The sequence below is a fragment of the Streptomyces sp. NPDC021100 genome (assembly GCF_044333095.1).
Classification (GTDB): Bacteria; Actinomycetota; Actinomycetes; order Streptomycetales; family Streptomycetaceae; genus Streptomyces.
Genome location: NZ_JBIRQH010000006.1, coordinates 88,281 through 100,357, shown reverse-complemented (window position 1 = coordinate 100,357; position 12,077 = coordinate 88,281). Strand labels below are relative to the sequence as shown.

Here is a 12,077-nt window from a genome sequence, read left to right as displayed (position 1 = left end):
TCAGGTCTCAGATGGAGAACACGCCGTGGTCGTACCAGCCGTTCCCGGCCTGCTGGTCCCACCAGGCGCTCCACACCCGCCCGTTGGACCCTGCCCAGAAGACGTCGAGGTGCCCGGACGTGCGGGCGACGGCGCTGACACCGCTGCCCGGGACGGCCGGGACGGGCCACTGGGCGGCGACGGGGAAGACCCCGTGGTCGTACCAGCCCATACCGGCGATCTGGTCCCACCAGGCACTCCAGATCTTGCCGTCGGTGCCGACCCAGAAGACGTCCAGGTGGCCGCTGGTGCGGGCGACGGCGGCCACGCCGGTGCCGGGGGCGGCGGGGACGGGGAAGGAGGCGGCGATGGGGAAGGCTCCGTGGTCGTACCAGCCGTTCCCGGCGTTCTGGTCCCACCAGTTGCTCCAGATCTTGCCGTCGGTGCCGACCCAGAAGACGTCCAGGTGGCCGCTGGTGCGGGCGACGGCCGCGACGCCCGAGCCGGGGGCCACGGGGACCGGGAAGTCACGGGCGATGGGGAACGCGCCGTGGTCGTACCAGCCCGCTCCGGCGTTCTGGTCCCACCAGTTGCTCCAGATCTTGCCGTCCGTGCCGGCCCAGAAGACGTCGAGATGTCCTGAGGTGCGGGCGACGGAGGTCACCGCGGTGCCGGGGGCGGCCTGGACCGGGAAGTCACGGGCGATGGGGAACGCCCCGTGGTCGTACCAGCCCGCGCCCGCGTTCTGGTCCCACCAGTTGCTCCAGATCTTCCCGTCGGTGCCCGCCCAGAAGACGTCGAGGTGCCCGGACGTCCGGGCGACCGAGGCGATGCCCGTCCCGGGGGCCGCGGGGACGGGGAACTCGCGCGCGATGGGGAACGCCCCGTGGTCGTACCAGCTGTTCCCGGCGTTCTGGTCCCACCAGTTGCTCCAGATCTTGCCGTCCGTGCCCGCCCAGAAGACGTCCAGGTGCCCGGAGGTGCGGGCGACGGACGTGACCCCGGTGTCGTGGGCCGCCGGCACCGGCCAGTCGCGGGCGATGGGGAACGCGCCGTGGTCGCCCCAACTGTTCCCGGCCTGCTGGTCCCACCAGTTGCTCCACACCTTCCCGTCGGCGTTCACCCAGAAGACGTCCAGGTGGCCCGAGGTGCGCGCCACCGAGGTGACCCGGTTCGCGGGCAGCCGGGGCAGCAGCGTCTGCCGGATCCGGCGCTGGCACACCGCGCAGAACGGCTGCCCCAGCACCCGCATCCGGCAGTTGTACTGCGGCCGGAACGCGGCGCAGTGGTAGTAGTCGGCCCCCTCGAACGCGCCCACCGTGGCGGCGCCGACGGGGTTGGGCTGGGTGTCGCACAGCGCGCAGTCGGGGTTCCGCGTCGTCGGCATCGCCGTGGCGGGGGCGACGAGGTCGCGCCACTTGTTCGTCGCCCGGTTGGGGTCGATGGTGACGTTGGGCTGCGCCGGCTCGACCGCCGGGTGGGTGTTGCGGTTGGTGTCGACGCCGCAGCCCAGGTAGTACTCGTACTCGTCCGCGAGGCCGAACGCCGTGTGGCCCATCTCGTGCAGGCCGATCTCGTTGGCGTTGGGCGCCAGGGAGAACACCGCGACCGATCCGCCGGAGCCGCCGTACACGGTGGAGTTGACGATCACCATCACCATGTTCCACTGCGGCACCTGCTGACCCGCCACCGCCAGGGCGGTGCCCGCGTTGACCGTCAGCAGCCGGCGGGTGCCGTTGTTGCAGAACGCCGCGTCGAAGTACGTGGCCGGTGCCGCGCCCGTACCGCCGCAGGCCGTGGGGTCGTCGGCGCCGCTGTCCGACGAGCGGACGTCCACCCGGTAGACGTTGATCGCGGGCCGCAGCCCGGTGAACGGCGCGGTGGCGAAGAGGGTGGTGACGAAGCTCTGCGCGTTCGCGGCGAACTGGCCCAGCTCGGTGCTCCGGTAGCCGTCGCCCATGATGACCAGGTTCCAGCGGGCGTTCGCCGGACCGTTGTCGACGATTTTGGTGGTGCCGATGACGGCACCGTCCCCCGTACCCATCTCAACGGCCCCCCTCGGGTCCCTCGGGTGTCTCGTCCGTCTCGTCCGTGTCCGGTGTGAGAGAGAAGCGCGCCACCTCGGACGCGGGGGCCACGGTCGGCCCCGGGGCGAGCGGGCTGCTCACCAGCGCGACGTGGTCGGCCCCCTCGATCTCGGGGACCAGTACCGCGAACGTGCCCTTCGGCTCGTCCACCGGCACCCGGGCGAGCGAGCGCTCCGCGTCGTCGGAGAACACCTCGGCGTCGTGGCGCACCGGGGGGTGCATGACGCGCCGGTAGAGCGGGCGTTGACGGCCGTCGCGGACCTCCACCCAGAAGCCCTTGACATCAGGCTGTGCGGCGAGGGCGGCCGGGCCGGTCAGGTCGTCGGTGGGCGGCGGGACGGCGTCCACCCGCTGCCGGGAGACGAGCCGGATGTCCGGCCCCTCGTACTCGAAGATCAGCCGGACGGCGGCCGGGCCGGCCGGTCCGGAGCCGGTGTGCTGTTCGGATGTCACGGTCGTCCATCCCCATTTCCAGAGCTCTCAGGGTTGCCGGGGCGGTGTCCGGGCGCGTGCCGGGGCGTTCTCCGGGGCGCTTCCCGGGGCACCGGACGGCCGGGGTCCGGGCGCGCCGACGATGCGGATGCCCTCGGGAAGGGACGGAGACCCGGGACGGCGACCGGAGCGGAGGCCGGGACGGAGACTCGTCGGCCCTTCGGGAAGGATGGTCCTTCGGGAGGGGCGGGCCTTCGGGAAGGCGCGGGCCCGGCCGCGGGCGGACGGGCGGAGGGCGGGGCGGACTGAGCAGGCGGTCCACGAGCGGGAGAACGGAGGGCGGGGCCGGCCGCGTCGCACGGCCCGCACCCGGCCCGCGCACCGCTCACGCCCCGGCGGTGCCGTCGGACGGTTGCCCGGCGCCGCCACTGGTCATGGTGAGGGCGCACGGACACCCGCGCAATACCCCCGAACGGATGAAGCGGAGTGGGGCGGGAGGGGCGCGGCGGGGCGCCGGGTACGACCCCGCCGCGCGCCGGGCGCCCCCGCGCGCTCAGCGCCGGGCGCGCCGCAGCCCACCGGCCACGCCCACCCCGGCCGCCAGCGCGGCCAGCGCCAGGGCGCCACGGTGGCGGGACGCCCACGGCTGGGCGGCCCGGACGACCGTCTGGTCGTCGAAGAGGCCGTGGGCCCCGAAGTCGTGGCCGCCCTCGTCGTCCTCCGGGTGCCAGAGGTTGACGGGCAGACCCTCCTCCGCCGGCATGGACGTCTGCTGGGCGGAGAAGCCGGTCCGGGCGAGGTAGCGGTCCAGCAGCCCCGGCGCCACCGCGTTCGCGATCAGGGTGCCGACGGTGCTGCCGCCGACCCAGTACTCGCGCCGGCGCGGGTGGTCGGCCGCGTACACGATGGCCTGGGCGGCCACCTCCGGCTGGTAGATCGGCGGTACGGGCTGGGGGCGGCGCGGCATCCGGGTCAGCGCCCAGCGGAACTGCGGGGTGTTGACGGCCGGCAGCTGGACCATCGTCGTCCGCACCCTGCTGCCCTCGTGCAGCAGCTCGCAGCGCAGCGACTCGTTCATGCCCTGGATGGCGTGCTTGGCCCCGCAGTAGGCGGACTGGAGGGGGATGCCGCGGTAGGCGAGGGCCGAGCCGACCTGCACGATCGTGCCGTGGTCGCGGGGCAGCATGCGGGACAGGGCGGCCTGGGTCCCGTACACGTACCCCAGATAGGTGACTTCCGTCGTACGCCGGAACTCGTCCGGTTCGATCTCGACGAAGGGCGCGAAGACGGTGGCGAAGGCGTTGTTGACCCAGATGTCGACCGGGCCGAACTCCTCCTCCACCCGGTTCGCCGCCTCCCGCACGGCGTGCGCGTCGGCCATGTCCACGGGGATGGCGAGGGCCCGGCCCCCGGCCTTCTCGACTTCCCGGACGGCGGCGCCGAGCCCCTTCCGCCCGCGTGCCAACAGGGCGACGCTGTCCCCGCGAGCGGCGAACGCCCGGGCGGTCGCCCGCCCGACCCCGCCGCTCGCTCCGGTCACCACGACGACTTTCGGCCTCCTGCGGATGTTCACCGCCGCCGGGTACCCGGCGGGGCGGGCGGCAAACGGGGGCGGGGCGCGGGGCGACCGGTTCCGGCATGCTTCGGCGTATGCGAAACCACCGCGTACCGACGCTCGCCGCGCTGCTCGTCCCGGTCGCTCTGGGCGCCGTGGTGGCCTTGGCGCCGGGGCCGGCACTGAGCGCGCCCGCCGCGCACGCGGCCGGTCTGTCGCGAGCCGCGGCCGGTCCCACGGGAGCAGTGGCCGGTCCCACGGGAGTCGCGGACGCCGGGGCGCCCGTGACGGCCCGGGGCCCCGGCCCGGTGGAGCGGCTGTACGGATCGGAGAACCGCACCTTCCCGACGACGCGCCGCGAGGTGGCCCTCACCTTCAACGCGGCCTGGGACGAGGCCGGTCTGGCGGATGTCCTGCGCACGCTCGACCGGAACGGAGCACCCGCCACCTTCTTCCCCACCGGCCGGTTCGCCGAGCGCCACCCCGACGCCGTGCGGGCGATGGCCCGCCGGCACGGCGTCGGCAGCCACTCGCACACCCACCCGCACTTCTCCCGCCTCACCCGCACGGAGGTGGAGGAGGAGGTGACGGCCGCCGACCGCGCCCTGCGCGCCGCGGGCGCCGTCCCCCTGCCCTTCTTCCGCTTCCCCTACGGCGAGACGACCCCGCAGACGATCGCCCACGTCAACTCCCTGGGCCTCGCCGACATCGAGTGGACCACGGACACCAAGGGCTACCTCGGCACTCCCGGCGGAATGACCGTCCAGCAGGCGGTGAAGCGGGTCGCCGACGTCCTCCGCCCCGGTGCCATCATCCAGATGCACATCGGCTCCGCCGACGGCTCGGGCGAGGTCCTGGACGCGGAAGCGCTGCCGCAGATCATCGACTTGGTGCGGGCGCGGGGGTACGAGGTCGTCGATCTACGGGGGTTGACGGGGGAGGCCGTCGCGCCGGATCAGGCCCAGCCGGTCGGACGGACCAGCGCTCCTTGATCGTCGCCACCTGGCCTTGCCGTTCAGTGTGATCTCGTAAACGTTGCCGCAGCAGCTGAACGGCGGCTTCACGCGGCTGTGGTCATCGGCCGGGCAGCGGTCGATGTGCAGGGCCGACTGGTCCTTGCCGACCGGCTGTACTGCCCCGGGCCCGCGCTCAGCGCCAGCCGCGGCTTGACGTCGGGGGCGAGCGCGTAGTGCTTGGCCTCGCCCTCGCCGTGGTGGATCCAGTCGTTGGGCGTGCACTTCGGCTTCGCCGTCTGCGCCTCGAAGCCGCTCGCGTCCCGCTCCAGCTTCACCTCGATCATGGTGTGCCCGGCAGGCATGACGGGCGGCTTGCCGCCGCAGTCGTCGGTACCCGGGCCGGCGTCGCCGGCATTCGCCGGCCGGGCGGACGGCTTCACCGAGGCGGCCGGACCGCCGGATCCGTCGGACGCCTTGTCGTCCTCCGGACCGCAGGCGGCGAGCCCGCCGGTGAGCGCGGTCACGAGCAGCAGCGTGCCCGTGATCCGTCGAGCGGAGCGCATGTGGATCCCCCGTGTGCGGGGAAATGCCAAGCGTAAATTGGCGTGATCATGTCCGATCGTGATCGTCGAGTGTTCTACATCAGTGAACGACCCGAGAACATCGGCGCTCACCGGTGCCCGGCGTCGTCCGCCCACGCCGAGATGCCCGCGGCACCACGCCGGACGGCGGCTTCCGGGTCCCGGGCGAGCCGCGCGCAGACCGCCAAGACGCCGGCCGCGCCGTCCGTCTCCGCGAGCGCGTCGTCCACCCCGGTCAGCAGCCAGTCGGCCCGGCTGCCACCGGCCTCCGCGAGAGCGAGGGCGACGAGCCGTACGGCGGCCGCCGTCCCCACCCGGGTCAGGGCCTCGGCCACCCGCCGGGTCACTGCCGTGTCCTCGGCGTCCAGCAGCAGCCCCAGCAGCGCCTCCGCGGCCTCGGGAACATCGGCGGCTGGGGCGAGCGCGCACCCGGCGCGGGCCCGTTCCGCCCACGAACGGGACGAGGCGCCGGCCAGCGCCGCCTCCAGTCCAGCTGTCATCTCCGGCATGAGGCGACCGTCTCATGCCCGACGGCGAGGTCCGAACCGGAGCCCCCCTCTTCGTTGCCGTGCCGGGAGAAAACGACGATGCTGGCCCGATGCCAGGGCAGCGTAAGAGGAAACGTCAGCAGCAGCGTGAGAGGGAGCGGACCACCGTTCCGTTCGGGCCCGAGGAGGGGTGGTGGCAGCCGTTGTTCGAGACCTGCGACGAGGGGGAGTGGCACGCGCACCTGCGGGGTCTTCGGGAGGCTGACCCCGGGATCGACTGGTCGGCGATGCGGATGGACATGCTCTGCGGGCGCCTGACGCAGCCGACCGTCTTCAGACTGAGCCGGTTCGTGCCGCATGCCGCGCCTGCTTCCGATTCCGCGCCCGCTTTCGCTTCCGTGTCCGACTCCGGCCCGGGGCAAGGGAGCGCCCCGTGACCGGAGTGGCGAACTGACGGTTCCCTACTGCTCGTCGCGCGCGGCGAGCCGTTCGGCGGTCCCGGCCTTGGCCGTCTCGTGCGTGACCGTCTCGTGCAGCTCGTCAAGCGTGAATCCGAGGCCGCGCAGGATCCGCGCGGCCGGGCTCTCCTCGACGCGCATCAGGCCCAGCAGGGTGTGTTCCGTGCCGATCCAGTCGTGGCCGAGCTCCGCCGCCGCGAGGCGCGCCTGGTCGATGGCCTCCTTGCTCTCCGTCCTGAACGCGATGTGACCTCGCGGTGCTTTCTCCCCGGCCGGCGGCAGCGCTTCCTCGATCGCGTCGCGGACGCGCCGCTCCGACCCGCCCTTCGCCACCAGCACCTCGTATGCCAGGCCGCGCGGTTCGCCGAGCAGGCCGAGGAGCAGGTGTTCCGTGCCGATGAAGTCGTGCTTGTGCGTGCGGGCGGCTTCCTGCGCCAGCACGATGCCGTGCCGGTTCAGCTTGGTGAACCGCTCGAAGGGGGCGGGTGTGTGGCGTTGCTGGGCGGCCTGTTTGGACACGCCGATGGCGTCGCCGATCTCGGTCCAGGAGGCGCCGTTCCGCTTGGCCTTGCTGACGTAGTGGTCGATGAGCTGGTCGCCGAGGTCGGTCAGCGTCTGGGCGCGAAGCCGCGCCTCGCTGATGCGGGCCAGCACGTTGGCGTCGGGAAGTTCCTCGTCGAGCCGGGCGATCAGGTCGGCGAGGCTGATGTCGAGTGGGCTCATGCGTCAAGTTTGAGTTGACGCCCGCCTGCCGTCAAGTACTAGTTGACGCGAACTCGCGTGGTGCGGCCCGACAGTTGGGGCGAAAGGTGTGCGAGTCCGGTCAAGGCGTCGTTCCGTCAGGAGCACCTGGCGAGCGCCGAGGGGTCCGAACGGCGGCGGGCGCACTGGCGGCGCGTCAAGGACCGGATCGCCGCCGCCCTCGACCGGCAGTGACCATGGCGCGCGACGCGTGATCGCCCTGCGGTGGCTTTCGGGCCGGCCTCGGGCCGGGCCCGATATCACGGGGAAGGGGTGAGCGGCAGGGCCGTCGGGTCCTTTACCCGCGTCAAGATCATGCATAGAAATGGTCAAGCCGCTGATCGGGGCCGTTCGTTTTCGACCCGTACAGCCCCGACCGGCGGCGGATCACGCATGCCACCACCCAAGGGGGACCTACGTGTTCACGGGCATATCGTCACGCACCGCGCTCCGTCGCGCCACTCTCTCCGTGGCCGGACTGACGGCCGCGAGCCTGCTGTTCGGCGCCGGAGCGGCATACGCGGCGGACGCGACCGCGGCGGACCGGGCCGCCACCGCAGCCGTGCAACAGGAGGCGAGAGCGGCGCAGTCGACCGCCGAGCAGTACGCATTCATCAACGACGGCCTGGGCCCCGAAGCCCGGGCGGAGATCGAGGACGCCATGGCGTCCGGCGGGGAGACGGGCCGGGTCAAGCGGGCCATCCCGATCGCCGCGGCCGCGATCGCCGCAGCGGCGTGGTGCGCCAGGGGAGCCGTCGCCAGCGTCCCCACGTCGGTCCTCAGCGATGTCGCCGACGGGAAGTTCTCCGGAAAGGGCACCTACGCCAAGAACGCCATCATCGGCTGCCTCGGCGGCGAAATCGGCGGCTGGGCGTGGAAGGTGCTGCCCGGCTGGGTGAAGAACAAGGCCGTCTCCCTCGTCGCCGCCTTCATCATCAAGTACATCCGCTAGCCGACAGCCCGGTCGGCGGCCGCCGCACCGCCGCGCCACCGACCGGGCCCGGACGAGGACCAGGATCCCGATCATGATCTACCTCGCGCTCGCCGGCTTCCTCGTACTGGGGCTGGTGTCCCTCCTCGCCGCCGTCACCGGCTACCGGGGACGGGCCTGTGACCGGCACCAGGGGTACGAAGTCCCGCGCGCCGTCCTGGAGGACCGGGAACTGTCGGCGAAGGCGAACGGGCTCATCGCGTTCTGGTGCACCGGAGCCGCCGTCCTCAGCGTCCCCCCTCTGGTCCCGCTGGCCGGCATGCTCCTCCGGGAGGAGGACCCGTCCCTGCCCGTCGGCGCGCTGCTGGCGCTGGCCGGCTACGGCTTCGTCGTCGTGGTGGTGTGCCGGTACCCGTTCGAGAGGATCCGGCGCATGGGGTGAGCCGCGCGCGATGCGCGAGCTGCCGCGGTCCGCCGGACGGCAGCGGTGCCGTACGCCGGTCACGGCGCGGGGAACCCCTCCGGGGCCCGCCACTCGTGTTCCAGGACCGCGTGGACGACGGAGTCGCGCCACGCGCCGTCCACGAAGAACTGCTCCCGTATCCGGCCCTCTTCGACCAGCCCCGCCTTCGACAGCGTCCTGCCCGACGCGGTGTTGGACGGGGAGCGGGTGGCCCAGATCCGGTGCAGCCCCAGGTGCCGGAAGCCGAGCGCGCAGAGCAGGTGAACCGTTTCGGTGCCGAAGCCGGCGCCCCACGTGTCGGGGTGGAGCATGAAGCCGATGGTGCCGGCCTTCTCCGAGAACGGGTCCAGGTCGAGGTCGGCCCGCCCGATCAGCCGGTCGTCGGCCGAGCGGACCACGCCGAGCATGTAGACGGTGCGCGGCACGGCGCCCGCGTGGACCGCCGCGCGCGCGATCGAGTCCGCGACCTCGTCCCGGGTCTGCGCCCGGCCCTTCATGTGGTGCGCGACGTCGGCGTGCCCCTGGACGGCGTGGAGCGCGTCGAGGTCGGTGCCGCGGATCTCGCGGAGGTGGAGCCGGGAGCCGGTGACGGTGATCGGGTTCATGGGGGCAAGGTAACGGCGGGCGGCTGCGGATTCCGCGTCATTTCCGCTCCGTCTCCGCTCGGCGCCGGGGGCGGAGGCGGGCCGGCCGCTATCGGGGCCGGCCCGCCCTGCCCACACCCCGCCCGCGTCAGCCGCGCGTGCCGCCCCCGCCCAAGGAGCTCAGGTCATGGGCGTAGATGCCGACCGCGTGGGCGATGACATCGATGTTGGTGTCGAACGCCTTGAGGTCGAGGTTCGACAGGTTGTCGCCCTTGGCGTGGTAGTTGGGGTCGTACGGGGCGCCGGCCTTGCCGCCGAACTTGGCGGCCTGTTCCTTCGTCTTGATGCCCTCGGCGCCGGTGAAGGTGCCGCCGGCGGGGATGCCGGTGGCGATGAACGGGCCGTAGTCGGAGCGGCCGTCGAAGTCGGTGCCCTCGTGGGGCTTGCCCTTGCGGTCGAGGTAGCCGTTGATCAGCTTCTCGATCTCCGCCGAGCCCTTGGGGCCGGGGCCGGAGCCCTTGTGGTCGGAGTCGTCGCCGTCGTAGACGAGCTGGGCCGGGTTGGGCGAGGCGATCATGTCGAAGTTGAGGTAGAGCGCGATCTTCTCGCGCTCGGCCTTGGAGAGCTGCGCCACGTAGTGCTCGGAGCCCAGCAGGCCCAGCTCCTCGCCCGACCACCAGGCGAAGCGGACCTTGTTGGTGGGCTGCTGGCCGCCGCGGCGGGTGCGGTCGGCGAGCTTGAGGGCGACCTCCAGCAGGCCGGCGGAGCCGGAACCGTTGTCGTTGATGCCCGGGCCCTCGGGGACGGAGTCGAGGTGGCTGCCGAGGGCGACGACGTGGCGCGGGTCGCCGCCCCGCGTCTCGGCGATCACGTTGGGCGTGCGCCGCTTGGTGTGCTGCTGCTGGATGTTCAGGGCGACCTGGACCTCGCCCTTGGCCACCGCCGCGGCCAGCGCCTCGCCGTCGGCCAGGGAGATGCCGGCGGTGGGCACCTTGCCGTCGGCCGGGCTCCCGAACGACGGCTTCGCCACGCCGCCCGCGACGTTGTTGTAGATGATCGTGCCGACCGCGCCCGCCTGCGCGGCGGCCTTCTGCTTCTCGGCGAACGTGCAGCCGCCGCGCTTCACGAGGGCGATCCGGCCGGTGAAGGCCGTCCCGGCGTAGTCGTCGGCCGAGCATCCGGGGTCCTTGTCCACCCGGGCGAGCGCCAGCGGCGCCCGCAGCCCCGACTGCGGCGTCGAGGGCGAGAACTCCGCCGCCGCGACCTTGAGATCACGGGCGTCGGGGGAGACGACCGACAGCTTCTCGGTCAGCGTCTTCGCCTGCCAGACGTCGAACCACTGGTACGAGACCCGGTAACCGGCCTGCCGCAGCAGCCGGTGGACGTACGCGGCCGACGCCTCGTGGCCGGGCGTCCCAGCGGCCCGGTTGCCGCCGTTGGCGTCCGCGATCCGCTGCAGCGCCTTGAGATGCCGGTACGCGCCCTTCGCCGACGCGTCCCGCTCCAGCTGTCTCGCGAGCCGTTCGGCCTTCTGGTGCTGCCGGGCCGGCCCGTCGGCGGTCCGGGCGTCGGCCGGGGCGGCGGTGAGGAGCACGGGGGCCGCGACGGCGGTGGATATGAGGGCGGCCAGTGCTTTGCGGCCACGGGGGCGACGGGGGAGACGCACGGGGTCTGGTCCTTTCTCGGGGACGGGTGCGGGGACTGGTACGGACTTTAGAGAGCGCCGGTTGGACGGCGGGAGCCTTCGCCGGCTTCCGACACAAGATCGCCACATGCCGGTCATGGGGGCGGCCGTCGCCGTCAGGCCGCTGCTGTAGGGGCCGCCCTCGTGGGAGTGCGGCCTGTCGCCTGCTCATGGGGACGGCGGCGCGACGATCCCGTCGCCGTCGAAGCAGGAGGCGACGTTGTTCCACATGAAGGCGGCCTTCCAACCGGGCTCCCCCTTCACCCAGCCGAGCACGGCCGCGACCGTCTTCTCGCGCGAGACGGTGCGGGTCTGGTAGTGCTCGGCCGGAACTCCTTCCCGGTACTCCAGTTGGAAGGTGTTGTCCTCGCGCATCAACACCTGCACGTACCAATCGCCGGACTCGCCATCGTCGACGCGTTCCACGATCACCACGTCGCCGCGTTGCAGGTCGGCTATCGCGGCACCGATCCTCGGCTCCGTCGGCCGCCGGGCCACCACACGGGCGCCGTCACTCATCACCAGCATGCCGGGATCATCGCGCACGCCTCCGACACGTCCCTGGCCCGGAAACGTGCCGCGGACCGATCGCGTCAGCCGACCGGTGGCGGCTTACGGCTGGTACCAGTCGTCTCCGCCGGCGCGCAGCGAACGGCCGCGGTAGTCCCGCATGTTGCACCGGCCACCCAAATGCGGCTGTCGTTCTCGTGATCCCAGACGAAGACATCGGGTCGCTCGGGTTTCCGTACGAAGGCGAACCGGTCACCACCTCCGTTGTCGCCGAAAAACAGGAGGGCGCCGAAGGGCATGTACAGCTGAGCGAGGGACTCGTCGGACCAGAAGGACAGATTCTGCTCGACGACCTGCTCCAAGGGCCGGACGGTGTCGACGCGGGAGTGCCCGAGCACCCCGTCGCTCTCGAGGAACAGCTGCCTGAGTTCCGCGGGTGTCCCTCGCCCAAGGCGTTTTTCGGCTGCGACGGTATCGGCCTCGTGAGCAGGCTCCCGGAATCCCGCCTCGGGAAAGTCGTCGAGTACCGCTTGGCTCCACATGATCGAGAGCTCACGACCTTGGGTGAAATTGAGTGCTGGCCCGCACCAGACTTCAACAAGTCCGCTCAGTGAGAGCCGAGGGTGTC

14 protein-coding genes are annotated in these 12,077 nt (G+C 72.5%); 4 read left to right on the top strand and 10 right to left on the bottom strand.

Annotated elements, in window-relative coordinates; all coding sequences use genetic code 11:
• Positions 1-7: 7 nt before the first annotated feature.
• The 3 genes from ACH4PU_RS14275 to ACH4PU_RS14265 all read right to left on the bottom strand — a co-directional run bounded on the left by ACH4PU_RS14275 (position 8) and on the right by ACH4PU_RS14265 (position 4,071).
• Positions 8-2,023 (bottom strand): M64 family metallopeptidase, encoded by a 2,016-nt coding sequence (locus tag ACH4PU_RS14275; RefSeq protein ID WP_398271164.1) that lies wholly within the window; start codon positions 2,021-2,023, stop codon positions 8-10.
• A gap of 1 nt (position 2,024) precedes the next feature.
• Positions 2,025-2,519: a hypothetical protein gene (locus tag ACH4PU_RS14270; RefSeq protein ID WP_398271161.1), complete on the bottom strand. Its 495-nt coding sequence runs from the start codon at positions 2,517-2,519 to the stop codon at positions 2,025-2,027.
• 532 nt (positions 2,520-3,051) lie between these two features.
• Positions 3,052-4,071, bottom strand: coding sequence for an SDR family oxidoreductase (locus ACH4PU_RS14265; RefSeq protein WP_398271158.1), 1,020 nt, complete (start codon positions 4,069-4,071; stop codon positions 3,052-3,054).
• Between the two features lie 77 nt (positions 4,072-4,148).
• Between ACH4PU_RS14265 and ACH4PU_RS14260 the strand changes: the two genes are divergently transcribed.
• Entirely contained in the window at positions 4,149-5,045 is an 897-nt protein-coding gene (locus tag ACH4PU_RS14260) for a polysaccharide deacetylase family protein (RefSeq protein ID WP_398271155.1), read from the top strand.
• Positions 5,046-5,113: 68 nt separating this feature from the next.
• On the opposite strand, the gene ACH4PU_RS14255 is transcribed toward ACH4PU_RS14260, so the two are convergent.
• The 3 genes from ACH4PU_RS14255 to ACH4PU_RS14245 form a co-directional block, all read right to left on the bottom strand.
• A complete protein-coding gene (locus ACH4PU_RS14255) occupies positions 5,114-5,572 on the bottom strand; it encodes a hypothetical protein (RefSeq protein ID WP_398271152.1) in 459 nt (152 codons plus the stop codon).
• 107 nt (positions 5,573-5,679) lie between these two features.
• Positions 5,680-6,090 (bottom strand): hypothetical protein, encoded by a 411-nt coding sequence (locus tag ACH4PU_RS14250; RefSeq protein ID WP_398271149.1) that lies wholly within the window; start codon positions 6,088-6,090, stop codon positions 5,680-5,682.
• A 449-nt stretch (positions 6,091-6,539) separates the two neighbouring features.
• The gene (locus ACH4PU_RS14245) at positions 6,540-7,259 is read right to left on the bottom strand and encodes a Clp protease N-terminal domain-containing protein (RefSeq protein WP_398271146.1); all 720 of its coding nucleotides are present in this window, start codon (positions 7,257-7,259) and stop codon (positions 6,540-6,542) included.
• A gap of 42 nt (positions 7,260-7,301) precedes the next feature.
• Between ACH4PU_RS14245 and ACH4PU_RS14240 the strand changes: the two genes are divergently transcribed.
• From ACH4PU_RS14240 to ACH4PU_RS14230, 3 genes are all read left to right on the top strand, one after another.
• A complete protein-coding gene (locus ACH4PU_RS14240) occupies positions 7,302-7,472 on the top strand; it encodes a hypothetical protein (RefSeq protein WP_398271143.1) in 171 nt (56 codons plus the stop codon).
• A gap of 223 nt (positions 7,473-7,695) precedes the next feature.
• A complete protein-coding gene (locus ACH4PU_RS14235; RefSeq protein WP_398271140.1) occupies positions 7,696-8,229 on the top strand; it encodes a hypothetical protein in 534 nt (177 codons plus the stop codon).
• A 73-nt stretch (positions 8,230-8,302) separates the two neighbouring features.
• On the top strand, positions 8,303-8,650 hold the full coding sequence (locus ACH4PU_RS14230) for a hypothetical protein (protein WP_398271137.1): 348 nt from the start codon (positions 8,303-8,305) through the stop codon (positions 8,648-8,650).
• A 59-nt stretch (positions 8,651-8,709) separates the two neighbouring features.
• Here ACH4PU_RS14230 and ACH4PU_RS14225 read toward each other — a convergent pair whose 3' ends face one another.
• From ACH4PU_RS14225 to ACH4PU_RS14210, 4 genes are all read right to left on the bottom strand, one after another.
• Positions 8,710-9,276, bottom strand: a complete 567-nt coding sequence (locus ACH4PU_RS14225) for a GNAT family N-acetyltransferase (RefSeq protein ID WP_398271134.1) — start codon at positions 9,274-9,276, stop codon at positions 8,710-8,712.
• 127 nt (positions 9,277-9,403) lie between these two features.
• Entirely contained in the window at positions 9,404-10,921 is a 1,518-nt protein-coding gene (locus ACH4PU_RS14220) for a M28 family metallopeptidase (RefSeq protein WP_398271131.1), read from the bottom strand.
• 186 nt (positions 10,922-11,107) lie between these two features.
• On the bottom strand, positions 11,108-11,467 hold the full coding sequence (locus ACH4PU_RS14215) for a hypothetical protein (protein ID WP_398271128.1): 360 nt from the start codon (positions 11,465-11,467) through the stop codon (positions 11,108-11,110).
• Between the two features lie 65 nt (positions 11,468-11,532).
• Positions 11,533-11,991: an SMI1/KNR4 family protein gene (locus tag ACH4PU_RS14210; RefSeq protein ID WP_398271125.1), complete on the bottom strand. Its 459-nt coding sequence runs from the start codon at positions 11,989-11,991 to the stop codon at positions 11,533-11,535.
• Positions 11,992-12,077: the final 86 nt, after the last annotated feature.

Bases quoted from the DNA above. Each gene is read 5' to 3' on its own strand.
- ACH4PU_RS14275 (WP_398271164.1), bottom strand. From the start codon at position 2,023: ATGGGTACGGGGGACGGTGCCGTCATCGGCACCACCAAAATCGTCGAC.
- ACH4PU_RS14260 (WP_398271155.1), top strand. From the start codon at position 4,149: ATGCGAAACCACCGCGTACCGACGCTCGCCGCGCTGCTCGTCCCGGTC.
- ACH4PU_RS14255 (WP_398271152.1), bottom strand. From the start codon at position 5,572: ATGCGCTCCGCTCGACGGATCACGGGCACGCTGCTGCTCGTGACCGCG.
- ACH4PU_RS14250 (WP_398271149.1), bottom strand. From the start codon at position 6,090: ATGACAGCTGGACTGGAGGCGGCGCTGGCCGGCGCCTCGTCCCGTTCG.
- ACH4PU_RS14245 (WP_398271146.1), bottom strand. From the start codon at position 7,259: ATGAGCCCACTCGACATCAGCCTCGCCGACCTGATCGCCCGGCTCGAC.
- ACH4PU_RS14230 (WP_398271137.1), top strand. From the start codon at position 8,303: ATGATCTACCTCGCGCTCGCCGGCTTCCTCGTACTGGGGCTGGTGTCC.
- ACH4PU_RS14225 (WP_398271134.1), bottom strand. From the start codon at position 9,276: ATGAACCCGATCACCGTCACCGGCTCCCGGCTCCACCTCCGCGAGATC.
- ACH4PU_RS14215 (WP_398271128.1), bottom strand. From the start codon at position 11,467: ATGCTGGTGATGAGTGACGGCGCCCGTGTGGTGGCCCGGCGGCCGACG.
- ACH4PU_RS14210 (WP_398271125.1), bottom strand. From the start codon at position 11,991: ATGTGGAGCCAAGCGGTACTCGACGACTTTCCCGAGGCGGGATTCCGG.